22 protein-coding genes are annotated in these 21,740 nt (G+C 65.4%); 18 read left to right on the forward strand and 4 right to left on the reverse strand.

The features are described 5' to 3' along the window. Nucleotides 1-613: 613 nt before the first annotated feature. From JOE41_RS19730 to JOE41_RS19740, 3 genes are read right to left on the reverse strand one after another with little or no spacing between them, the layout of a single operon-like run. Complete coding sequence (locus JOE41_RS19730) at nucleotides 614-2,047, reverse strand: dihydroorotase family protein (RefSeq protein WP_209753320.1); 1,434 nt, start codon at nucleotides 2,045-2,047, stop codon at nucleotides 614-616. Next, nucleotides 2,040-3,038 carry an acetamidase/formamidase family protein gene (locus JOE41_RS19735; protein ID WP_209753321.1) on the reverse strand — a complete coding sequence of 333 codons (999 nt, stop codon included), beginning with the start codon at nucleotides 3,036-3,038 and terminating at the stop codon, nucleotides 2,040-2,042. Before JOE41_RS19735 ends, JOE41_RS19730 begins: the two co-directional genes overlap by 8 nt. Before the next feature lie 11 nt (nucleotides 3,039-3,049). Next, on the reverse strand, nucleotides 3,050-4,024 hold the full coding sequence (locus JOE41_RS19740) for a branched-chain amino acid transaminase (protein ID WP_209753322.1): 975 nt from the start codon (nucleotides 4,022-4,024) through the stop codon (nucleotides 3,050-3,052). 459 nt (nucleotides 4,025-4,483) lie between these two features. Between JOE41_RS19740 and JOE41_RS19745 the strand changes: the two genes are divergently transcribed. The 15 genes from JOE41_RS19745 (at nucleotide 4,484) to JOE41_RS19815 (ending at nucleotide 17,510) form a co-directional block, all read left to right on the forward strand. Then, entirely contained in the window at nucleotides 4,484-5,371 is an 888-nt protein-coding gene (locus JOE41_RS19745) for an ABC transporter permease (protein WP_209753323.1), read from the forward strand. After that, complete coding sequence (locus JOE41_RS19750) at nucleotides 5,368-6,261, forward strand: ABC transporter ATP-binding protein (RefSeq protein WP_209753324.1); 894 nt, start codon at nucleotides 5,368-5,370, stop codon at nucleotides 6,259-6,261. The genes JOE41_RS19745 and JOE41_RS19750 overlap by 4 nt, the downstream gene beginning before the upstream one ends. 2 nt (nucleotides 6,262-6,263) lie before the next feature. Next, nucleotides 6,264-7,067, forward strand: a complete 804-nt coding sequence (locus JOE41_RS19755) for an ABC transporter ATP-binding protein (RefSeq protein WP_245200769.1) — start codon at nucleotides 6,264-6,266, stop codon at nucleotides 7,065-7,067. Then, entirely contained in the window at nucleotides 7,064-8,137 is a 1,074-nt protein-coding gene (locus tag JOE41_RS19760; protein ID WP_209753326.1) for an ABC transporter permease, read from the forward strand. The genes JOE41_RS19755 and JOE41_RS19760 overlap by 4 nt, the downstream gene beginning before the upstream one ends. Before the next feature lie 58 nt (nucleotides 8,138-8,195). Continuing rightward, nucleotides 8,196-9,023, forward strand: a complete 828-nt coding sequence (locus JOE41_RS19765; protein WP_209753327.1) for a hypothetical protein — start codon at nucleotides 8,196-8,198, stop codon at nucleotides 9,021-9,023. Nucleotides 9,024-9,032: 9 nt separating this feature from the next. After that, nucleotides 9,033-9,863 carry an MBL fold metallo-hydrolase gene (locus JOE41_RS19770; RefSeq protein WP_209753328.1) on the forward strand — a complete coding sequence of 277 codons (831 nt, stop codon included), beginning with the start codon at nucleotides 9,033-9,035 and terminating at the stop codon, nucleotides 9,861-9,863. 27 nt (nucleotides 9,864-9,890) lie between these two features. Then, nucleotides 9,891-11,483, forward strand: coding sequence for an ABC transporter substrate-binding protein (locus tag JOE41_RS19775; RefSeq protein ID WP_209753329.1), 1,593 nt, complete (start codon nucleotides 9,891-9,893; stop codon nucleotides 11,481-11,483). Nucleotides 11,484-11,573: 90 nt separating this feature from the next. After that, nucleotides 11,574-12,248, forward strand: a complete 675-nt coding sequence (locus JOE41_RS19780; RefSeq protein ID WP_209753330.1) for a cysteine hydrolase family protein — start codon at nucleotides 11,574-11,576, stop codon at nucleotides 12,246-12,248. Nucleotides 12,249-12,297: 49 nt separating this feature from the next. Beyond that, on the forward strand, nucleotides 12,298-13,065 hold the full coding sequence (locus JOE41_RS19785; protein ID WP_209753331.1) for a hypothetical protein: 768 nt from the start codon (nucleotides 12,298-12,300) through the stop codon (nucleotides 13,063-13,065). Continuing rightward, nucleotides 13,062-13,871 carry an MBL fold metallo-hydrolase gene (locus JOE41_RS19790; RefSeq protein WP_209753332.1) on the forward strand — a complete coding sequence of 270 codons (810 nt, stop codon included), beginning with the start codon at nucleotides 13,062-13,064 and terminating at the stop codon, nucleotides 13,869-13,871. Before JOE41_RS19785 ends, JOE41_RS19790 begins: the two co-directional genes overlap by 4 nt. Nucleotides 13,872-13,913: 42 nt before the next feature. Further along, entirely contained in the window at nucleotides 13,914-14,837 is a 924-nt protein-coding gene (locus JOE41_RS19795) for a polysaccharide deacetylase family protein (RefSeq protein WP_209753333.1), read from the forward strand. After that, nucleotides 14,834-15,262 carry a cupin domain-containing protein gene (locus JOE41_RS19800; RefSeq protein WP_209753334.1) on the forward strand — a complete coding sequence of 143 codons (429 nt, stop codon included), beginning with the start codon at nucleotides 14,834-14,836 and terminating at the stop codon, nucleotides 15,260-15,262. Before JOE41_RS19795 ends, JOE41_RS19800 begins: the two co-directional genes overlap by 4 nt. 73 nt (nucleotides 15,263-15,335) lie before the next feature. After that, nucleotides 15,336-16,058: an aldolase/citrate lyase family protein gene (locus JOE41_RS19805; protein WP_209753335.1), complete on the forward strand. Its 723-nt coding sequence runs from the start codon at nucleotides 15,336-15,338 to the stop codon at nucleotides 16,056-16,058. Nucleotides 16,059-16,171: 113 nt separating this feature from the next. Beyond that, the gene (locus tag JOE41_RS19810; RefSeq protein ID WP_160144480.1) at nucleotides 16,172-16,789 is read left to right on the forward strand and encodes a cupin domain-containing protein; all 618 of its coding nucleotides are present in this window, start codon (nucleotides 16,172-16,174) and stop codon (nucleotides 16,787-16,789) included. A gap of 1 nt (nucleotide 16,790) precedes the next feature. Further along, nucleotides 16,791-17,510 carry an aspartate/glutamate racemase family protein gene (locus JOE41_RS19815; protein WP_209753337.1) on the forward strand — a complete coding sequence of 240 codons (720 nt, stop codon included), beginning with the start codon at nucleotides 16,791-16,793 and terminating at the stop codon, nucleotides 17,508-17,510. A 19-nt stretch (nucleotides 17,511-17,529) separates the two neighbouring features. On the opposite strand, the gene JOE41_RS19820 is transcribed toward JOE41_RS19815, so the two are convergent. Beyond that, on the reverse strand, nucleotides 17,530-18,456 hold the full coding sequence (locus tag JOE41_RS19820; RefSeq protein WP_209753338.1) for a polysaccharide deacetylase family protein: 927 nt from the start codon (nucleotides 18,454-18,456) through the stop codon (nucleotides 17,530-17,532). Nucleotides 18,457-18,546: 90 nt separating this feature from the next. Here JOE41_RS19820 and JOE41_RS19825 point away from each other — a divergent pair, with 90 nt between their 5' ends. The 3 genes from JOE41_RS19825 to JOE41_RS19835 are packed head-to-tail and all read left to right on the forward strand — an operon-like array spanning nucleotide 18,547 to nucleotide 21,532. Beyond that, nucleotides 18,547-19,920, forward strand: coding sequence for an amidohydrolase family protein (locus JOE41_RS19825; protein WP_209753339.1), 1,374 nt, complete (start codon nucleotides 18,547-18,549; stop codon nucleotides 19,918-19,920). 26 nt (nucleotides 19,921-19,946) lie between these two features. Continuing rightward, entirely contained in the window at nucleotides 19,947-20,108 is a 162-nt protein-coding gene (locus tag JOE41_RS19830; protein WP_209753340.1) for a hypothetical protein, read from the forward strand. Next, entirely contained in the window at nucleotides 20,105-21,532 is a 1,428-nt protein-coding gene (locus JOE41_RS19835) for an amidase (RefSeq protein ID WP_209753341.1), read from the forward strand. The genes JOE41_RS19830 and JOE41_RS19835 overlap by 4 nt, the downstream gene beginning before the upstream one ends. Nucleotides 21,533-21,740: the final 208 nt, after the last annotated feature.

The following is a 21,740-nucleotide window of genomic DNA, read 5'->3' on the forward strand; positions in this document are numbered from 1 at the left end:
TGAGCGGAATGCACTGCCCCTATATCTCTGACCCGACAGCCGCGTGGTTCATAATCTTGCACATAGCCTTTGACAGTCATAGTCCTTTCTGTAGCCGCACAAAATCAGGGACGCTGGCAAACAGGCACGCACATGCCAGGTGGCTTCCCCTGTTTGTCTGGCATGCTCCCGGCATCAAGATGTCGCTCGACGTCCAGGAGGTGCCAAAGCCAACTCGGTCCATCGGAGAATGCGCCCCAGCGTTCCCTTGTCGTTCCGGGCGACACATTAGCGTTGCGCCGAACCTCTTAGCGGCCCGGGCCGGGCCGTGTTATCAGGATGCCCACTCGTTCGGTCATTGATACAGGCGTCAATTGCCTGGTCCAATGCGGCGTCCAAGTCGTCTCGCCTCTCAACGGCTGTGAGAAGGCTGTTGAGCGCTGTTGAAATGGTCATTAGTCCCTAATCTCGTCAGGATCGGTGCCAAGTCCTGGCTGTTGGCTGTCTGGGTCCTTCCGTGGATGCTCGAGGGTGGATGGCCTCGCCAGCGGAAATGTAGAGATCCCGGGGCGTAGGGAACCGTTCTTGGCAGCAGTGCCCTAAGCCCCGGTCTAGTGAGCCATGGCGGAGGCGGTCAGCATGCCGGCCGGTTGAGGACGTCGCTGGATACGCGCTGCTTGAGCAGCGATCCGCTCGGGCCGGCCAGCAGCTTCCGGTCCTCCACCATGACGGTCCCGCGCAGCACGGTCATACTCGGCCAGGCAGCCACCCGGTAGCCCTCCCATGGCGTGTAGTCCGCCTCGTGAAGGTCCGAAGCCGTGATCCGGCGGTCCACGTTGGTGTCCAGTACGGCCAGGTCCGCGTCGCTGCCGACGGCGATGACGCCCTTCTGCGGGTACAGGCCCAAGATCTTGGCGGCATTCGCTGAGGTGATGTCCACGAAGCGCGTCAGGTCCAGGCCCCGCTTCTTGACGCCCTCGGTGTACGCCACGGCCATGCGCATCTCGACGCCGGCGTGGCCACCGGTCGCGTCGAGGATGGTCTTGCCGCGCGTCTTCACCTCCAAATCCGTGCAGACGCCGTCGGTGGCCAGGGTGCTCAGCGAGCCGTCCAGCAACGATTCCCACATTGAATCCCGGTCCGTCTCGGACTTCAGCGAGGGGTAAGTGTGGTAGATTGCGCCGTTCTCCTGCTTGTAGTCCTCGGCGGTGAAATACGCATAGTGCGGAAGGATCTCCCCGTACACCGCCTGGCCGCGGCCGCGTGCCTCGCGGATGGCGTCCACGCCCTCGCGGGCGCTGACGTGCATCAGGTAGATGGGAGCCCCCACATGGTGGGCCAGGGTGATGGCCCGCTGGAAGGAGAGCTTCTCGGACAGATTGTTGTGGGCATGGTGCATGTACGCGAGGTCGGTCTTGCCCTGGTGCTGCAGCTTCTTATACGAGTACATGACAATGTCGTCGTCCTCGGCGTGCACGGCAAGCATCGCGCCAGCGGCCGCCGTCTGTTCCATGAGCCCCCACATGTTGCCGAGGTCCGTCTTCTGCTTGGGCCGCGTGGGCGTCGTGTTGGTCATCCACACCTTGTAGCTGCCATGCCCGTTGGCCACCGCGTCCGGGACCTGCTCCAGGACGTCAAAGGGGATTTCCGGCTCCTTGAAGGTGCCGTGCAGCGCGTAGTCCGTGTAGGTGGAGCCGGCCCACTCGGCCGACTTCCGTGCGAACGACTCGGACAGTTCGTCGCCCGGCTTCCAGTGGGCAAAGTCCACCAGGGTGGTGGTGCCGCCATAGATGGCGCCCTCGCTGACGCGGTCCGGACCGAAGCACATGATGCCGCTCTCCGCCGCGGTGGGAAGCACCGAGTTGGTGTGCACGTGAGGGTCCACCCCGCCCGGGACCACAAGTTGGCCTTTCAGGTCCACCACCCGGCGGCCCTCGTCGGGCGAGTCCGGGCCGGACGCACCTGAGGCGCGGAGCGACACAATCTTGCCGCCAACGATCCCGATCTCCAGACGCGCTGCACCGGAGGGCGTGACGACCAGTCCATTGGTCAGGAGGAGATCAAACATCGGAGACCTGCGCATTCATAGTGTCGGAAGAAATTGCGTCGGAAGAGTCAAGGGTGAAAGGTTCGGCGCTGAAATAGCGCGAAGCCAGGGTGACCTTGGCCGAGACGCGGGCGTTGACCAGCTGCGAGACGGATACATCCGCGGCCGCACTGAGCAGCATCGCGGTCTTCTCCCGCGACCAATGCCGGTCCGTCTGGAGCAGTTCCAGCATGTCATCCAAGGCGAGCCGGGCCGCCTCGTCCAAGGTGTCGCCGTCGCCGATCGTGATGACGGAACCACCGCTCAGGACCACCGGCCGCCGGAGGCCGGCGTCGGCCTCCGGAACCGCAGCCCCGGGAACCACCGTGCAGGAGAGCCGCACGCTGCCCTCGACCTCAACGGCAGTCAGCGAGCACTCTCCGTCGCCCTGGGCCGCGTGCAGATCCCCGGCGTACAGCATCGCTTCGGGCACCTGGACGGGGAGGACGACGGCGGAGCCCGCCGTCACGTCCTTGCAGTCCATATTGCCTCCGTGGATCCCCACGGTGCTGGAGTTCGGGCCGGTGCCAACAGGCGCCACCCCCAGCTTGCCCACCATGGGCCGGACGGGGATGGTGATGTGGCCGTCGAACACCACCTGGCCGTCCACGATCTCCACCACGTGGCCGGCCCGTCCCAGACCGCCGGTGAAGCCCCCGCGTCCGGGCAGGGTGACCATGGCACCGCGGCTGGCGATCCTGATCTCGTGGATGTCCACGCGCAGCGCATCGCCGGGAAGCACCCCGCGGATGGCGACGGGCCCGGTGACGGGAATGGACAGCTTCTCGTACTCGCCGGTCTCCTCGAAGAGGCCGCCGGTAAGCAGGCTCCGGGCGTCCAGCCAGAAGTGCTCGCCCTGGCAGACGGTGAGGACCGGCTCGGCGCTCGCCTCAAAGGACAGGGAGGCGTCTTCGAAGCCGGCGCGTGCCAATTCCTCGGAGGGCACCTCCTGCAGCGTCTGTGTTTCCAGCATGGTGTCTCCTTTCATGACGGGTAAACGGGCGTGGCCCACTTCTGGTCCGCGGCCACGCGTCCGACGACAGCCTGCCGGTACAGATCCTGGAGGCTGCGCGTGATCTCGCCTGCCGTTCTCTTGCCGATCGCGGTGCGGTCCACGGATGCTACGTGGTTGACCTCGGCCGCGCTGCCGCAGACGAAGATTTCGTCGGCCGAGTACAGCTCGGTGCGGTCGATGGGACGGATGTCGACGTCGATGCCCAGCTCCGTGCGGGCCAGGTGCAGGACGCTGTCCCGGGTGATGCCCTCGAGGATGCTGTCCGTCACCGGGGGAGTGCAGAGTCGTCCCTGGCGGACCATGAAGACGTTATAGCCGGCGCCTTCGGCGACGTGTCCGCTCTCTGTGAGCAGCAGCGCAGCGCCATAGCCGTTGCGTTTGGCTTCCAACAGGGCAAGCCTGCCGTTCTGGTAGTTGGCGATGGACTTCACCCGTGGCGGCATGGACCGGTCCGAGAGACGGGCCCAGCTGCTGATCTGGACATCGAGTCCCGTGCTCCCGAAATAGTTACCCATTGGAATGGCGGCCATGAATACGGTGGAGGGACCGGTGTCCTCGGGCTTGCCGTCACCGGAATCAACAAAGACCTGGGCGCGCATGTGCAGATTGCTTCGCAGCTCGTTGGCCCGGATCAGCCCCAGTAGCTGCTCGCGGAGTTCGTCGATGTCCTGCGGGCCGTCAATCTCCACGACCCGCATGGAGTCGATGAGCCGCTTCATGTGGTCGCCCACCCTGAACGCGTACAGCTGCTGCTCGTCCTCGCTCCAGTACGCGCGGAACCCTTCGAAGACTCCGACGCCGTACTTCAGAGAGGTGCTCAGCACATGGAGGCGGGCGTCGGCATAGTCCACCAGCTCGCCGTCGTGGAGCAGGTACTTCACCGGCTGTCCCGGTGCGGTCGGCTGGGGGGCTACTGCAGCGGCTGATTCTTGAAAGTTGGGCATTGGGTTCCGTTCCTCATCTGTTTCCGTGGGCCGTCGGCAGCACGTGAGCTTCATCGCAGTCGGCATTTGCTCACTATATTGAAGCCACTCCACTGTGGTGTCAATGGCCTGCCTACGAATCGCCCGTGTCCTGCCGAGTTCAGTTTCGGCTCCCCGTGTGCCATTAAGAACCCGGAGAGGCGGCAGTCACTTTCGGGCGGTTCCCTGTTTTCCGAGAAAAAGAGTGCAATTCGTCACACTTGGCGCTACAGTCACATTCAATAAAGTGATGAGACTTTGATATGAGGCGATTGCCGATCAAGGTCCGAACAGGAGCTGAATACAGGAGCTGAATATGCAACAGCCACCGGTCCTGAAGCAGGACGATCTTCATTACATTGCGAGTGGACTCATTGCGAGGAGTCCTGGCGTCTATCTCGTCTCCCACGTCGTTTCCGGCCGATTCCCCGAGGGGGCCCCATGAGTATCCAAGGACTTCCGCGCACCTCACCCGGCCTCCGTGCCACGGCGTGGGCCCGCCGCGGCCAGACCCTCCTGGTCGGCCGGTCAAACACGATGATGGCCGCCATCGCGGTGGCCATCATTGTGGGCCTGCCCCTCATGGCCGTGGTGGCGCCGCTTCCGCACGACCCCCTCCGCCCGGACACCGATGCGATCGGCATCGCGCCGAACGGGACGCACTGGTTCGGCACGGATGGAAACGGGATGGACATCTTCTCCCGGACCATCGAGGCCGCGAAACTGGACCTTCCCGTCGCCCTGGCAGCCACGGCGCTGTCACTGCTGGTGGGCGTCCCGCTCGGCCTGTTCGCCACCAGCGGCAGGCTGGGCGAGGCCATCATGCGCGTTATTGATGCCTTCGCTGCACTGCCGATCATCGTCATCGCCGTCGTCTCCATCAAGCTCATGGGCGGCGGCGCAACGGATGTGGTCCTGGCGATCGCCATTGTGGCGGCGCCACGATTCGTGCGCCTATCCCGGGCGGCGGCCATGGCCCTTCGCTCCGCGCGCTATGTGGAGGCTGCTGCGGCGATCGGGTGCTCGCCCGTCCGTATCGCGTTCAACCACATCTTCCGCAACGCCTATGGAGTGGTCCTGGTGCAGGCAACACTGACGGCGGCCAACGCCCTGGGGACCATTGCCGCACTGAACTTCCTTGGCGTTGGGGTCAAGCCGCCCACGCCGACGTGGGGGGCCATGATCAACGACGGCGTCAGCATGCTGATCCGCGGCGAATGGTGGGCGGCCGCATTTCCCACCGCCGCCATGCTGCTGGCCATTGGCTCACTCAATGTCATTGCCGGAGCAATAGAAACCAAGATCGAGCGAGTGGAGCGGGCACGATGACCACAGGACTTCAGGTGCGGGACCTGGTGACTGAGTTCCACTCCCGGGAGGGCGTCACCCGTGTCCTCCACGGCATCTCCTTCGAGGTCGGCGCAAACGAAATCGTCGGCGTGGTGGGCGAATCCGGATCGGGCAAGTCCACCGTGGTCCGCTCGGTGGTAAAGCTGCTCATGCCGCCCGGGCGCGTCATGGATGGCACCGCCGAATTCCACGGCCAGGATCTGATCCGCCTGCCGGAACGGGAGATCCGCCACCTCAGGGGCAGGGAAATAGGCTTCGTGGCGCAGAACCCGTTCAGCGCCTTGAACCCGGTGGTGCGCATCGAAAAGCAGTTCGCGAACATCGCTAAAGCGCACGGGCTCAAGGCTGACGCCGAATCGCGCGGCCGGGCCCTCGAATTGCTGGCCTCCTCCGGCGTCAACGATCCGGAACGCGTCATGCGCGGCTACGCGCACGAGCTCAGCGGCGGCATGGCCCAGCGCGTGGTTATCGCCATGGCCTTGTACCTGAACCCCCGCTTGGTCATCGCGGATGAACCGACGACGGCGCTGGACCTGACCGTGCAGCGGCAGGTACTGGACACCCTTACGCGGCTGACGAAGGGGAGCGGCCGCTCGATGCTGATCGTCACCCATGACCTTGGGGTGGTGGCCAATTACTGCGACCGCGTCCTGGTCATGTACCGCGGCCGCATCGTTGAGCAGGGGGCGGTGTCCGAAGTGTTCGTCCGGCCCCAGGATCCCTACACCGTCTCGCTGCTCAATTCCGTGGTCCAGCCGAAGGCTGGTTCCCCGGACGCTGTCCAGCCGAAGGCTGGTTCTGCCGGCGCGGTGCACCACACGGCTGGCCCAACACTCCCCACCGAACTCTCCGAATCCAGGAGCATATGACCATGCCCATCATTGAATTGAAGGACGTCCGGAAGACGTTCCGAAGTCCGCAGGGACTGCCCGTGGCAGCAGTGGAGGGTATTTCACTGTCTGTGGAAAAGGGCGAGACCTTGGGGATCATCGGTGAAAGCGGCTCCGGCAAGTCAACCCTCGGCCGCCTCATCCTCAGGCTCAGCGAGGCCGATTCCGGCACGATACTCCTCGAAGGCGAGGACATTCGTGCGTTGTCCAAGGCGGAGCTGCGGAACCGGCGCCGGCGCTGGCAGATTGTCTTCCAGGAACCGTTCGCCTCCCTGAATCCGCGGCTCACCATCCGCCAGATCGTCGAAGAACCCCTGATCGTCGCTAAGACGTACGGGTCCCGCGCCGAGCGCCTACGCCGGGTCACGGACACCCTGGAAGAGGTGGGGCTCTCGCAGGATTTCCTGGACCGTCGCCCGGCCAACCTCAGCGGCGGGCAGCAGCAACGGGTGGGCATCGCCCGCTGCCTCGTCACGAACCCCACCCTGGTGGTGCTGGACGAGCCCACGTCGTCCCTCGACCTCACCATCAGGGCGTCCATCCTACGGATGCTCGCGAAGCTGCAGCTCGCCAGGGGGCTGACGTACGTCTTCGTCTCGCATGACATCGAGACTGTCCGGCACTTCTGTTCCCATGTGGCGGTTATGCACCGGGGGCGGTTCGTTGAAACGGGCACCACGGACGACGTTCTCTCCCGTCCGCAGCAGCCCTACACGCAGGCACTCATGGCCGCGGCCATGCCTCCCATCCCGTACGTTCCCGGAGAAAGGGAGGCCATGGCATGATCCGCTACGTCCTGTCCCGCCTTGTCATTGCATTCCTGCTTCTCCTGGGGCTCATCACCCTGAGCTTTGGCCTGGTCTCGTTGCTTCCCGGCAACCCGGCCATCGCGCTGCTGGGCGAGTATGCCACCCCGGCGGACATCGCCCGAATCAATTCTCAGCTAGGCCTGGACAAACCATTTTGGGAACGCTATCTGGAGTACATGGGCCGCACCTTGAGCGGTGACCTGGGAAATTCGTTCTTCACAGGAAGCCCGGTGGCGGGAGAGATCTGGACCCGGCTGCCCAACACGTTGGTCTACCTGGTTCCCGGACTGTTCCTGGCCCTGCTCATCGGCATGGGCATGGGCACACTGGCGGCCTACCGATACGGGCGGGGAGCGGACAGAGCTTTCACCGCCGGAGTCTCGTTCCTCATGGCCATGCCGGAGTTTGTCCTGGCCCTGCTGCTGCTGTTTATCTTCTACCAGCAGCTCCATCTGGCGCCTGCGCCGCTGGGCATGCTGTCCAGCGCGGACATTCCTCCTCCCAAGATCACTGGATCCCTTGCCCTGGACGCGGTGATCGCTGGTCAATGGGGAACGGTGCAATCCATCTTCAGCAGGGCCGTCCTGCCCATTATCACTATGGGACTGTTCTTCGCGGCCCCGTTCGGGAAGACCGTGCGGACAGGTCTCCTCCAGGTCCTGAATTCACCCCAGATCGAATTCGCCCGGGCCTGCGGACTGAAACCGCTGCAGGTGTTCCGCTACGCGCTGAGCGATGTGCGCGGGGCCCTGATGACCTACATGGTCCTCTTGTTCGCTGCGGCACTCAGCGGCGCGGCCATCATCGAGAGCGTCTTCTCCTGGCCCGGCGTCGGCGGCTGGTCCCTGGACGGTGTCCTCAAGGGCGACGTGCCCGTCATTCAGGGGTTCGTCCTCATCATGGGTGCCACGAGCCTCCTGGGCTATGTGCTGCTGGACGCCCTCATCACGCTTCTGGACCCCCGCACGCGCAACAACGTCATCCGTGGCGTAAAGAGCCCGTCCAAGATCCGCCCTGCGGCGGAACCGGCCGTGAAGCGGGTCTAAATAGCCAGCTCCGCAAGAAAATCCTTGACTTTCCCCCAATATTCAATAGATTGAAGATATGTTCACTTCATTGCATGCAGACAAATTGGCGGTCCTCGGCGGAAACATTCCGCTCGACGGCCGCGTGAGTTGGGTTCCGCAGGGTGCGACAGGATTCCAGCCGTCCAACGCCTACCTCCTGACCGAGGGCTCCTCCCGGCTCCTGGTCGATTCCGGATTGGCTGTCCACACGGAAGAGATCCTTGACGGCCTGGCAGGGCTCATTGGCGAAGGCGGGGGAGTTTCCATCTTCTTCACCAGGCCCGAGATGGACTGTGTATCCAACCTCGAACCGATCGCCGGCAGGTTCGACATCGAACGGCTCTTTACCGGCGGTGTCATCAACCCCTTCGACGCTTTCGATGACCTGAGCCGGCTGGCACTGCGCGGACGCCGCCACCAGATCGACGCCCAGCGGACCGCGGAGGGCGACTCCATGGCCCGGGCCGCGGAGATCGAGATAGCTCCCGGCCGCGTGCTGGAAGTTGAATCGCCCCTACTGCGCCTCCTGCCCACCTTCTGGGGCTGGGACAAGGAAACGGGCACGTTGTTCACCTCTGACACCTTCACCCACGGCGTGATGGACCGGCCCGACGGCCAGCGCATCATCGACTCCACGGTGGAGGACACCACCACCGTGGAACAAGTGGCCGGTCACCTTTATGCGAAATACGAATGGATCCCGCGCTCTACGTGCGAGCCCCTGAGGGAATGGCTCCAGGACAGGTTCGACACCCTGGACCCCGAGGTCATCGCTCCGTCCCGCGGATGCGTCCTGAAGGGACGCGACGTGGTCCGGCGCCACCTCGACTTCATGCTCGACGCGCTCACCCCGCAGCTGGTTTAGGAGACCGTCATGGAAGAACAACTTGTAGAAACGATGAGCAGCGACCTCCCGCGCAGCGTCGCGAAGGGTGTCACATGGATGAGCTCCTGCCTCCCATTCCACCTGGCGGACCGTGTGATCCACGGCCACAACTCCACCTACCTGGTCCAGGGCGACCACTCGTCCATCCTGGTGGACACGGGCAACCCGTCCAGCTGGCCCATCATTTCGAGCACGCTCGACGAGCTGCTGGACGGCCGCCAGCTGACGTACGTGTTTCCCACCCACCCCGAGCTTCCCCACACAGGCAACCTGCCGCGGCTCGTGGAGAAGTACCCGGACATCCAGGTGGTGGGCGACATCCGCGACTACCACCTCTTCTACCCTCAGATCGTTTCCAACCTCCACGCAAAGGTGCCTGGAGACCGGATCGATCTGGGCGGGCAGGAGTTCCTGGTGTTGGAGGCCCTCATCCGGGACCTGCCCAACACCCAATGGGGTTTCGCGCCTGAAGCCGGAGTGCTCTTCACGGCCGACGGCTTCTGCTACATGCACCGCCCCGAACTCGACGACGAAGACCCGGTACACCTCCCGGGCGAATGCGGACTGACCACCGGCGAACTGCAGGTGCCCATCGCCGTCGAGAATGCTGCGTTCTTTACCGGAAGCGCCCTGTACTGGGCCCGTTTCGCCAATGACGCGGACGCAGTCTATGACCGCGTTCTTCATCTTATTGATGAGATTGGCGTCAAATCCGTGGCCCCCACCCACGGCAACTTCATCAGCAACATCCTCGATGTGGAGCCCATCATCCGGGCCGGCCACAAGCAGGCTTACCGCTACGAGACTGTTCAGCCGTAGCTTTCCCCAATAAACGGAGTCACTGTTATGAAACGTCTGCGTTTGCTCACCGGGGGCGCCGCTGTCGCCCTCGCCACATCCCTTGTCGCCTGCGGCGGTTCACCGCAGGCCGCCGTCAACCCCTCCATCGAAAGCGTTGTTGTTGCCGTCGGATCCCTGCCGGACAGCCTCACGCCATCGCCCTGGGGCGGCAGCGCCTCGCACGTAGTGCTCAGCGGCCTCGGCTCGCAGCTTCTCGAGTACAAAGCGGCCGACAGCGACGGCAAGACCTGCCCCGCGCCGTCCACGGAATTGAACGGCCGTCTGGCAGAAAGCGTCAAGCCCAGCCCGGATGGCACCGGCGTCGTGGTCACGCTCCGCAAGCTCACCAGCCAGTTCGGGAACACTCTCACGGCCGAAGACGTCCGCTGGAGCTTCGATATCGGCATGAAGCGTCAGCCGGTCATGAAGGGAACGCTCAAGAGCAGCGGTTTCAACGTGGACAACCTCGTCAAGGTGATCGACGAGCACACCCTCCAGCTCAACACCACGGCGCTGACGTCCTACACCGAGGAATCCCTGCAAAACAACCTGTTCTACGTCCATGACAGCACTGAGGCCAAGAAGCACGTCACCACGGAAGACCCGACGGCGAATGCTTGGCTGTCGAAGAACCTGGCCGACTACAGCGGCTGGAAGCTTGAAGAATTCACGCCGGGCGCCTCGCTGACCGTCACGGCGGATCCGAAGTGGGAAGGCACCCGGGGGACGGTGAAACGCGTGGCCGTCAAGGCGGTCCAGAGCACCGCCACCCGCAGCCAGCTGGTGGAATCCGGCGAGGTCCAGGTGGCCAACGGCTTCGAATACGACCAGTACAAATCCCTGGAGAAGGCGCCGGGTGTCACCGTCCTCAACTGCCCAAGCCAGACCCGCGACACGATGATGATCAACACCAAGACCGGTCCGCTGGCCGACCCCAAGGTCCGCCACGCCGTCTCCATGGCGATCGACCGTGAAGCCTTGATCAAGGGCGCCTACGCCGGCTTCGGCGAACCGGCCGGATCCATCTTCCCCATGGTGGAGGACTCGGCGATCTACAAGTTCAACAAGGACGAGGCCAAGAAGCTCCTGGCCGGGGCAGGGTATGCGAACGGGTTCCCGATGACACTGAGCTACAGTGCCACCCGCCCCGGCCCGGTGGCAGCCAAGTCGGCAGTACTGATCCAGTCCATGCTCAAGGACGTCGGTATCAGCGTTGAACTGCAGAACGTGGCCAGCTCCACGGACTTCTCCACGGCGCTGCTGGAAGGCCGCTACCAGGCCGTGCTCTACTCCGAGCCCATCGTGATAGCCGACCCCGCGTTCTACAGCTACGCGTTCTACGGAACCGGCGCCCCGAGCAACACCACGGGCTGGTCCAACCCTGAGTTCGACAAGGCACGCAGCGAACTTGCCGCCACGCCGGACACGGAAGCGGACAAGCGCAGCACCCTCCTAAAGAAGATGACCACACTTGTGGACGACGGCGCAGCCATCCTGTCGCTCGTCGAAACCAGAGGAGTGCTGGTCACCAAGACCGGACTGTCCGGGGCCGTGCCCCTCACCAACGGCCAGATCCACTTCAACGCCCTCGGCCGCTAGGCCGCCGGCAGTCCCGCGTGGTGCCGGCCGGCAGATGTCGAACCCGGCCGGCACCACCCCACAGGCACCACCCCACAGAAGGAACCTCCCATGATTGAAATCTGCGGAAAGCAGGTCCGCGACACGCTGCAGGAACTGCTTGACCCTGCCACCACCGCCCTTGTGGTGATCGACATGCAGGAAGGTGCCGTGAACGCCGGCGGCGCGATCGGCGACTCCGGCCACGACCTCAGCATGATGCCCGACGTCGCCAAGCGCTGCGGCCGGGCCATCGAAGCGGCCCGGAAGAACGGCGTTCCCGTCTTCCACATCCGGGTCGAAAACCTGCCCGACGGCGGCAGCTCACCTGCCGCTTGGCTGCGGGCTCTGTACACGGCCGCCAACGGCCGGCCCATCGACCTGGGCAAGCTCAGCCTCAAGGGGGATCCGGCCACGGAGTTCTGTGCAGAGTGCCTGCCCGAGGACGGCGAGGTCATCATCACCAAGCGCCGCCCCAGCGCATTCGTGGGCACAGAGCTGGCGCTCCTGCTGCGCAGCCAGGGCATCGAATCCGTGGCCCTGGTGGGCGTCTCCACCGGCGGATGCGTCGAGGCCACGCTGCGGGACGCCGTCCACAACGACTTCTACGCCGTGCTGCTCGAGGACGCCGTGGGCGCCTATGACACCGTGGTCCACGAGGCCGCGCTGACCGTCATGAGGGCACGCCACGATGTCTCCACCTTGGACGAGGCCATCGCCGTCTGGGACTCGGCCAGCGCCTCCTAGGCCGGCCGGTTCAGAACAAGCCCATTCGGAAACGAGAGAGGAGAAGTCGTTGAATCCGCATACAGCCCAGGCAGCGCCCGCCGTCAACGGCGTCCACAGCCTCATCGGAGACCGCATCCATCGCCTTGGGGCGGACATCGCCCTGGACGGGCAGGTCAGCTGGTGCCCGCCCGGCATCCGCACCACCCAGCCCGTCAATTGCTACCTCATCAAGGGAAGCGCCGGCTCGGTGCTCGTGGACACCGGCATCCGGCTCCACGAGGGGGAGATCATCCGCCAGCTGGAATACCTGCTCGAGCCGGGGGAACGGCTCGCCGTCGTCCTTACACGGACGGAGATGGAATGCTGCCTGAACCTTCCCGCCATCGAGGCGCGGTTCGACGTCGAATCCGTCTGGTACACGGGCGGAATCACGGTTCCGAGGAGTTCGGCGACTCCTCGGCGCATCATGGTCAACCCGGGGACCTCGCTTGAGGTGGAGGTCATGGACGGGATGACGCTGGAGTTCGTGTCGCCGCTGATGCGGCTCCTGCCGACGCTGTGGATCTTCGATACCGTGTCCGGGGCGCTCCTGACCTCGGATGCCTTCACGCACGGTTCCTACGGCAGCCCAAACGCGACGGCCGGCCTGCAGAAGTTCCAGTGGTTTGCCGAGGCCGATACGCGCGGCATTGCGCAAGACGTCGAAGAGATCATCCGCGAACGCCGGGTGAAGGCCATCGGACCCGGCTACGGGGAACCCTTTGCCGGCGAAGGCGAATGTGCGGCAGAGGCCACGGCGTTGGCCGAGGCCATCAGGAAGGTGGGCATCCAATGAGTCCCGACCTCAGTACCGGCCGAGTCCTCGCCGACGGCGTCCACTGGCTGGGTGGCTGCCTTTCGGCCAGCGCCGAAGGCCAGGAAGTCCACTATCACGTCTCCTCTTACCTGGTGATCGGCTCCGAAGCGTCGATCCTGGTGGATACAGGCGATCCGGCACACCGGGAGACGGTGCTGGCGCAGCTGGACCGTGCACTGGGCGGGCGGACGCTTGACTACATTTTCCCGACGCACCCGGAGATCCCGCACGCGGGCAATCTCCCGGCACTGCTGGCCACGTACCCCTCCGCTGTGGTGGTGGGCGATGTCCGCGACTACGCCCTCCACTTCCCGGAGCATCGGGAGCGGCTGCAAGCCAGGGCCGCGGGCGAGTCGCTGGACCTCGGGGACAGGGAGTTCCGCTTCTTCCCGGCGTACATCCGGGACCTGGAGAACACGCTCTGGGGCTACGACGCAGGTGCACGGATCATGTTCGTCTCCGACGGCTTCTCCTACATCCACGACATTCCGGGGCCGGAGGACGACGACGAACCGGTGCACCTGCCGGGACAGTGCCGCCTGCTCTCCAGCGAAATGCCTGAACCGCCCTCGGTGGAACAGGCCGCCTACGGCACCGGACGCGCGCTCTACTGGACCAAATTTGTCGACGTCGGCACGGCGTTCCAGGCCATCGAGGACACCCTGGAGTCCTATCCGGCCCTGATGATCGGGCCCGCCCACGGAAACGTGATCGACGACGTCGACAGCATGCTCAGGACGTCACTGGCCGCCCACCGGAAGGTCTACGAAGGGCAGGCGCTCTGAAGTGAAGTCTTATCAAGTTAATGAACAAGCAAGGAGAAGCCAATGCGCGATCTGATTGGATACGGGGAGAACCCTCCGGTTGTCACCTGGCCGCACGGCGCAAGGGTTGCTGTCTCCATGGTGCTGAACTACGAGGAAGGAGCCGAGAGCTCCATCGAAGCCGGCGACGAGCGGGACGAGGACGTCTCGATCTTCGGCGGCTGGTCCGCCGACCCCACACGGCGCAGCCTCATGAAGGAGTCCTTCTTCGAGTACGGCAGCCGCGTGGGCATCTGGCGCTACCTCGGGATGCTACGCGAGTACAACGTCCAGGCAACCGTCATGGCCTGCGGCGCCGCCCTTGAACGGAACCCGGACGCCGCCCTGGCCATGGTGCGGGACGGCCACGAGATCTGCGCCCACGGCTACAAATGGCGCGGAACCGTCGGGATGGAACCGGACGAGGAACGGCAGGAGATCCGCAAGTCCCTGGCCGCCGTCGAGGCCGTCTCCGGAGTGCGGCCCGTGGGCTGGTACGTCCGCGAGGGGATTACGGAGAACACCCGCACCATCCTGGCCGAGGAAGGCGTGCTGTACGACTCGAATTCCTACGCCGACGACCTTCCGTACTATGTAGACGCCGGCCCGCACCGTCACCTCGTGATTCCGTATTCGGGCGACACAAACGACGCCCGCTTCTGGGGCAACGGCAGCCTGGGCACGGGCGAGGACTTCTTCAACGTCCTGAAAGACTCGCTCGACTGCCTTCTTATCGAAGGCAAGACCGTGCCCAAGATGATGTCCGTGGGGCTGCACCTGAGGATCGGCGGCCGGCCCAGCGTGGCCCACGGCGTGCGCCGCTTCCTCGAATACGCTCTGTCCCAGCAGGGGGTGTGGTTTGCCACCCGCGAGGAGATCGCACGCTGGTGGATGGCACACCCGCCCGTGCCGGCCAAGACCGAAGCCGCCTTGGAAGGTGCGGCATGACGCCCGCAGGAGAGGCAGGGACGGCCGCGGTGGACATCGCCCGCCTGGTCCACAACGTCCACGAGCAGGGCTTCACGGCATTGGACAAGATCGGGCTCAACGGGCAGCGGGACCAGGGCCTGGTGAGCACGCTCATCTCCCGGGACCTCAGCGGTTCGGATGACCTGTGCGTCAGCTGGGGAAAGATCCTGCCCGGCCAGCACCACCTGTGCCACCACCACCCGGACGCCTCGGAGTTCTACGTGGTCCTAAGCGGAACACCCATGGTCCACCTCGGCGGCACGGACTACCGGGCTAAACCCGGCGATGGCATCTACATCCCCCGCGGAACCAGCCATGGACTCACCAACGACGGCGAAGATGATGTGGAACTCATTGTGGGCGTCAGCAAGCCCGCGGACTGGCAGTTCGTCCCGGACGAGTAACCGCCTCACCAGCACCAGCCGCTGTCCCTTCCGCGCCGCCACCTCGCGCCAACACCTCCAGGAGGAACCTCCCATGCCCCAGGAACCAGCCGCACCGCTTGAGCGCAGCGTCGGCATCATCACTGCCGATCCCACACCGACCCTGCTGGCCCTCCTCGCCCACGCCACCGTGGACTTCCTGGTCCTCGACGCCGAGCAGACCGGGATCACTGTCCAGCAGTGCGCCGATGTGGTGCAGCGGCTGGCCGGCTCCGGAGTGAAGGTGGCGGTGCGGGTGCCGGACCTGGCCACGAACACGCTGGTGGCCTTCGCCAACACCGGGGTGGCGGAGATCGTCCTCCCGCAGCTCCGGACAGTGGACGAGCTGGAACGCGCCTACGAGGCCACGCACTACGCTCCGGAGGGATCGAGGCCGAGGCAGGTGACACCGGCCTCGGCCTACGGCAGGGACTACTCCTTGGCTCCCGTGATCTCGGTGTTGTTCGAGACGGTGGAAGCCGTGGAACGTGTCAAGGAATTCGTCGGCAGCGATGCGTTTGGCGGGGGCTGGGTGGGTCCCACGGATCTTGCTGCCGACCTGCTCCGCCACGGGGAGGGGCGGCCGGAAGCCTTGCAGGAGGCCATCCAGCGGGTTGTAGACGTGCTCGCAGGCGCTGGCTGCAGCATCGGACTTCCCGCGCCCGGGATGGCCGCCGCGCCCAGTGTCTTCGACCGCGGAGCAGACCGCTGCGCGGTGTACTGGGAAAAGGAGCTCGCCTCCATGCTCACCGGCTACGCCGATCTGAGGGCCGCATGAGCGCCACCGGCAGGTGTGTAGCGCCCGTCGAATCCAGGGTCGACAAGAAACCCTCCACGCGAAATCATCTTCGATATACTGACGCAAAACCAAGGACTAATGAAGGAGTCGTTGTGGAAGCCGCGGAAACAGCCAATAGCGAAGCAACCGGTTCCCTGGAACGCGACTTCTGGATCGCCCATCTCGGCACGATGATCAAGCATCAGCGCCTCGGCCGGTTCACGGTGGAGGAGCTCGCCGAACGTGCCGGTGTCAGCGCCGGTCTTATCAGCCAGATCGAGCGCGGGATCGGCAACCCGTCCTTTGCCACCCTCCTGCGCCTGGCAAACTCCCTGGAACTGCCGTTGTCCAGCATGTTCACGGATCCCAACGAGGGCCAGGACCACATGCTGGTCCGCAAAGCTGACCGGCGCCGCATCGAAATCCCCTCGCAGGGCATCATCATGGAGCTGATCGTTCCCGACTCGGAGCGCAAGCTGGGGGTCATCAGCATGACCATTCCGGCCAATTTCGACGGCGCCCATGTTCCGCACTCCCACGAGGGCGAGGAATGCGTCATCCTCCAGGCCGGCACGCTGGTGGCAACCATTGGCGGACAAGACTTTGTGCTGGAAGCCGGCGACAGCCTGACCTACGACGCCTCCCTGCCGCACTGGTGGAGCAACCACACGAATTCGGCCGCGGTGATGCTCGCCATCTCCACGCCGCCCTCCCTCGGCAAGGCACACTAGCGTGGGCGTTCCCGGGCCGGGGACGCGGCTGGGAATCCTTGTCCCCTCGAGCAACTCGAACGCGGAGACACTCACGGCGTCGATCCTTGCCGGACAGCCGGACCTAGGGGTCCACTACAGCCGCTTCCGCCTGCCTCCGAGCCTTGATGACACGGTGGACCTGGGCGTTCTGGGCGACGCTCCTGCCTTGCTGAACGACGCCGATTTGCAGGCCATCGCGTTCCACGGAACCTCGGGTTCATGGACGGGGATTGCCGGCGACCGGGCTCTCTGTGCCGAGCTCAAGGCGGTGAGCAGCGCGCCCGCGACCACCGCCTCCGTGGCCGTCGTCGAGGCCCTCCATGCGCTGTCTGCGAGCCGGATCGGTCTCGTCTTTCCGGGCCCCGAATCCATCGCTGCCGGGATCCAGCGCGAGTACTCCGGCCACGGCTTCGACGTGCGCGCAGTTTCGGTTCCGGAGGCTGTCATGAGCAACCCGGAGATCGCCCGTTTGGACGCTGCCGCCATCGGTGCCATCATGCGCCCGGCCTTTGTGGACGGCCTCGACGCGGTGGTGTGCGTCGGCACCAACCTGCGCTCGGGCTACCTGGTGGAGGCTTTCGAGCAGGAGTTCGGCATCCCCGTCGTGGACAGCGCCATCGCCACATTGTGGCACCTGCTTCACCTGGCGGGCGATTCACGCCCGATCCCCGGGTGGGGTGCGCTGCTCGCAGCGCACTAGCCCGACGGCTGCAGCGCCACTACCACGCCGGTGACCCGTCCGCCGTCGTTCGCTCCGCCGTCGTGCGCTTCCAGGCGTTCACAATCTCTTCGCGTGTGGCGAACCAGACGGGCTTGCCGTGGGCATGCGCGAGGAAACGGTCGAGGGCGGCGGCGTACGCCGGACGTCCGATGAGGCGGGGGTGCAGCCCCACGCTCATCACGGAGGGGCCGCCGCGGGGGTCGTCGAGCTGCAGTTCCAGCGCTGCGATGAGGTGGTTGCCGAACGATGCTGCGGTGGGGAACTGCCTGAACAGCCCGGAATCGTTGGTGTCTCCCGCATAGGGCAGCACCGGGAGCCTGGGATTGTCCAGACCGGAGCCCCAATGCGGCAGGTCGTCATTGAAGCTGTTGGACTCGTAGGCGAATCCGCTCCCGGCGAGCACCTTGCGGGTGCCCGGCTTGAGCCCGTCCCTCGAGTACCAGCTGGTGGGGGACTGGCCGGTGCTGGCCTCGATCGCGTCGAGGGAGGCGAGGATGAGTCGTTCCTCGACGTCGGCGTCGAGCTCTGTATGCGTGTCCCACTGGTGGCCGTGATCGGCAATCTCGTGGCCGTCGCGGACCAGCGCCGCGGCGATCTCCGGGTTGAGCTGCAGGGCCACGGCGCAGCAGAAGGCGGTAGCCCTGACCTCGTGTTTCCGCAGCATCCGCAGCACCCGCCACATGCCTGCACGGGAGCCGTATTCGAAGGCCGATTCCAGGGTCAGGTTCCGCGTGGCCGAGGCGCGGGCCGGAATCCAGTGCGCCCCCAGATCATTGGCGGCATCGCCGCGGGGGATGCTCCGCTCGGCACCTTCCTCAACATTGATGACCAGTGAAACGGCCACACGGGCATCTCCCGGCCAGCGGAAATCGGGCGGAGTTTCGCCATATCCCAGAAAGTCCCTTTGCGTCTGCGGAAGTGCCATCTGTATTTCCCTCCGGGGTTCCGACACCGCAGCGTTGCGGTTATAGTGAAGCAAACTTCGATATGATGAAAATAGCCGAGAGGGGAGCGAATGTCTACGCTCATTCACGGAGGCACCGTTGTAACGGGCTCCGGGGACACCGTCATTGAGGGCGGTGCAGTGGTCATCCGCGACGGCCGCATTGCGGACGTCCTAGGCCGCTGGGACGCGGACCGGCCGTTCGACGGCGAGGTCATTGATGCCCGGGGCTGCGTGGTGATGCCGGGCCTCATCAACAGCCACACCCACGGCGTGACCCCCGGTGCCCTGTTCCCCAGTGCCGCCCCGGCACTGTCCGCGGAGCGGTGGATGGGCAACCTGGACAGGCACCTCCTGGCCGGAACCACCACCGTCCTGAGTCTCTGCGGTTTTGCCTCCATGGACGATGTGCGCCAAGCCGACCGCAGGCATGCCGTGCATGTACGCGGCGCCACCACACACCTGCCGCGCTGCCTGCAGGCAGCGGCCCTGGCCGACGGCCAAGGGCTGACGGTTGAGGCCCGTGAACTCACCGTTGAGCGGATGCTCGACGACGGTGCTGTCGCCATCGGAGAGCTGGGCGGAGGCCAAACGCTTGGTGGCGGGGGCCAGGACCTTGTATACATTCCCGCGGCCATCCACAGGGCTTCCGGCGTCCGCATCACCATCGGCCAGGCGCGACGCATCAAGGAGGCCGTGCTGGGTCGGTTCATCGATGCCGGCGCGCTCAACGTTGTTGCTCTTGCGGAGGCGGCCGCGGAGGCCGGACTCGCGGAGGCCTTCACCGCCACGCAGCTGGCAAAGCTCGTTACGGACTCCGTGATGCCCTCCTTCGTCCCGGCTATCGAGGGGATCCGGGAAGGCGTTCGTACGGGGGCGAAGTTTGGCGTGCCGGCCATCGTGCACAGCGCGTCGGCCACCGCCGGCGTCCTGCGGGAGCTCATGCTGGAGCTCGACGGCAGCGGGGCCACGGTCATTGCCGCCCATGCCAACCACCCATCCCACACCCCCGACGAAGCCCAGCAGCTGGCCGTCCTGGGCCGGAAAATGGGCTGGCCCGCGGAGGCCTCCGTGTTCGACCTATTGCACCGCAAACACACCGTCACCACGCGCGAACACTGGGACCTACTGCTGCGGGAACCGGACCTCATTTCGGTCATCGGTACGGACTACGGGCACAACGGCGACCACGACGAGCTGATCACCGCCGTCCAGGACATCGCCGCAGCTGGGCACCGCTCCCTGGCCGGCGCCGTCGCTATGGCAAGCTCCGCGGTTGCCGACCTCATCCCGGGCATCGCCCCGGGCAGCGGAAGGCTTGAAGCCGGCCGCGTGGCGGACGTGGTGGTGGCCCGCATGGATGACTTCCGCGATGTGCGGACCGTCCTGGTGGATGGCATCTGCGTGGTCCGGGATAAGCAGCTCACTCCGGAGGCCCACCGATGAACCAAGTGGTGGGCCCTGGGGCGGCCTTGAGCAGTGAACAGCTGGTGGTCATCCGTGAGCTGGTGGGCGATGAGATCTCCCGGGAGGATCTGCCGGCGCTGGAGGCAGCGTATGCGGACTTCCGCGCCGGGATGGCTGAACTGAAGGTGTCATTCGAGCGGCTGACGCGCGCAGAGGTGAAACCGTGAGCGAACCATGGGAGCTCGGCATCGCCGAGGCCGCCGGCAGCCTCCGCCGGCAGGAGCTGTCTGCGGTCGAACTGCTCGGCTCGGTCCTGGAGCGGCTGCGCGATACCGAGGACTATGCCCACGCTTGGGCTTTCGTGGACGAGGACGGGGCCCGCGAAGCGGCCCGGCTGGCCGACCGGCAGGCCGCCAGAGGTCAGTTCAGCGGTGCCCTTCACGGCATTCCCCTGGGGGTGAAGGACGTCATCGACGTCCGCAGGATGCCGAGCGAAGGCGGCTCCGAGAGCCTGCACGGGAACATCGCGATGGACGACGCCGGCGTCGTCCATCGACTACGGGCCAGCGGCGCCGTCATCCTCGGCAAGCTTCAAACCCATGAGTTCGCCTTCGGGCAGGGGAGGCCGCCGTCGCGCAACCCCTGGGATCCCGGTCGGTATGCCGGCGGCTCCAGCGTCGGATCGGGAGTCGCCGTCGCCGTCGGAAGCATCCCCGGCGCTCTGGGCACGGACACCGGGGGCTCGGTCCGGAACCCCGCGTCCGTCAACGGCTTGGTGGGCCTCAAGCCCAGTTTCGGCGTCGTGCCTTCCACCGGGGTCCTGCATGTCAGCCACACGATGGACCATGTGGGCCCGATCTCCCGGAGCGTGGAAGACTGCGCCGCACTCCTGGATGGAATGGCGGAGCCGCAGGCGCTTGCCCGGCTTGGCGGGCCGGTGTCTGCCCGGCTTGGGGACGTGCCCGCTCCGGCAAGGCTCGGTGTTGACCGTCGGATGTGGTCTGAATGGGGCGTGAGCCCCGGGGTCACGGCCGCCGTCGAGGACGCACTGTCCCTGCTCGCGGGGCTGGGGATGGAGATCGTGGAGCTACGGCTCCCCGAACTGGACCTGGCCCTGCACGCGAGCGTCGCGATTTCGCTCTCGGAGGCGGCTGGCCACCACCGTGAGCGTCTGGGGCGTGCGGCCGGGCGGTATCTACCGGGCACGCGCATCATGCTCGAAACCGGCGCCCTGGTATCCAGGGACGATGTTCACCTGGCGTGGCAGGTCCGGAACTATCTCCGGTCGTTTATACCTGAAGCCATGGGCCGGGCGGGGGTGGAGTGCTTGGTGTCGCCCACGCTGCCGGCGATTGCGCCGATTGCGTCCGCGATGTCCTCGGAACTCACCGGCTCCACCGGCGAAGACTCCTTGGCAGCTGCACTGCGCATGCTTTCCGCTGCGAACCTCACCGGGATGCCCGGCGTCAGTGTGCCTTGCGGCTTTGACAACGGGCAGCCTGTGGGCCTGCACATCACGGGACGCGAACACTCGGACGTCACCGTGCTTGCAATCGCTTATGCCTACGAGCGCGCTACCCAGTGGTGCACGCGCGTCCCGGTGCGGGCGCTGCCTGCCGTTACCGGCACAGGATTGCAAGCAGGGTCATGACTCGGGGAACATCCGCGGTTCGGAACACTCCCTCTGATGGCGGCTACTTCGCCGGGACTCCAAGAATGCCTCGTTGATCTCGGTGCCGTTTCCTTTCAAACCTGGAACAGACCGCAAGATGGGTCCAGGCACGTATGGTTCTCTGGTGCGCTGGATCAACGGCTAGCGCAAAAAACTACGGTGCGGACGGCGTGTTCGACTCTGGTTG

Origin of the sequence: Arthrobacter sp. PvP103, from assembly GCF_017833075.1 — a bacterium.
Lineage (GTDB): Bacteria > Actinomycetota > Actinomycetes > Actinomycetales > Micrococcaceae > Arthrobacter.

What these genes read in the sequence shown, in the direction of transcription:
- JOE41_RS19760 (WP_209753326.1), top strand. Translation starts at nt 7,064, where the DNA reads ATGATCCGCTACGTCCTGTCCCGCCTTGTCATTGCATTCCTGCTTCTC.
- JOE41_RS19770 (WP_209753328.1), top strand. Translation starts at nt 9,033, where the DNA reads ATGGAAGAACAACTTGTAGAAACGATGAGCAGCGACCTCCCGCGCAGC.
- JOE41_RS19735 (WP_209753321.1), bottom strand. Translation starts at nt 3,038, where the DNA reads ATGCTGGAAACACAGACGCTGCAGGAGGTGCCCTCCGAGGAATTGGCA.
- JOE41_RS19750 (WP_209753324.1), top strand. Translation starts at nt 5,368, where the DNA reads ATGACCACAGGACTTCAGGTGCGGGACCTGGTGACTGAGTTCCACTCC.
- JOE41_RS19765 (WP_209753327.1), top strand. Translation starts at nt 8,196, where the DNA reads ATGTTCACTTCATTGCATGCAGACAAATTGGCGGTCCTCGGCGGAAAC.
- JOE41_RS19745 (WP_209753323.1), top strand. Translation starts at nt 4,484, where the DNA reads ATGAGTATCCAAGGACTTCCGCGCACCTCACCCGGCCTCCGTGCCACG.
- JOE41_RS19780 (WP_209753330.1), top strand. Translation starts at nt 11,574, where the DNA reads ATGATTGAAATCTGCGGAAAGCAGGTCCGCGACACGCTGCAGGAACTG.
- JOE41_RS19825 (WP_209753339.1), top strand. Translation starts at nt 18,547, where the DNA reads ATGTCTACGCTCATTCACGGAGGCACCGTTGTAACGGGCTCCGGGGAC.
- JOE41_RS19775 (WP_209753329.1), top strand. Translation starts at nt 9,891, where the DNA reads ATGAAACGTCTGCGTTTGCTCACCGGGGGCGCCGCTGTCGCCCTCGCC.
- JOE41_RS19820 (WP_209753338.1), bottom strand. Translation starts at nt 18,456, where the DNA reads ATGGCACTTCCGCAGACGCAAAGGGACTTTCTGGGATATGGCGAAACT.
- JOE41_RS19730 (WP_209753320.1), bottom strand. Translation starts at nt 2,047, where the DNA reads ATGTTTGATCTCCTCCTGACCAATGGACTGGTCGTCACGCCCTCCGGT.
- JOE41_RS19790 (WP_209753332.1), top strand. Translation starts at nt 13,062, where the DNA reads ATGAGTCCCGACCTCAGTACCGGCCGAGTCCTCGCCGACGGCGTCCAC.
- JOE41_RS19755 (WP_245200769.1), top strand. Translation starts at nt 6,264, where the DNA reads ATGCCCATCATTGAATTGAAGGACGTCCGGAAGACGTTCCGAAGTCCG.
- JOE41_RS19800 (WP_209753334.1), top strand. Translation starts at nt 14,834, where the DNA reads ATGACGCCCGCAGGAGAGGCAGGGACGGCCGCGGTGGACATCGCCCGC.
- JOE41_RS19740 (WP_209753322.1), bottom strand. Translation starts at nt 4,024, where the DNA reads ATGCCCAACTTTCAAGAATCAGCCGCTGCAGTAGCCCCCCAGCCGACC.
- JOE41_RS19805 (WP_209753335.1), top strand. Translation starts at nt 15,336, where the DNA reads ATGCCCCAGGAACCAGCCGCACCGCTTGAGCGCAGCGTCGGCATCATC.
- JOE41_RS19795 (WP_209753333.1), top strand. Translation starts at nt 13,914, where the DNA reads ATGCGCGATCTGATTGGATACGGGGAGAACCCTCCGGTTGTCACCTGG.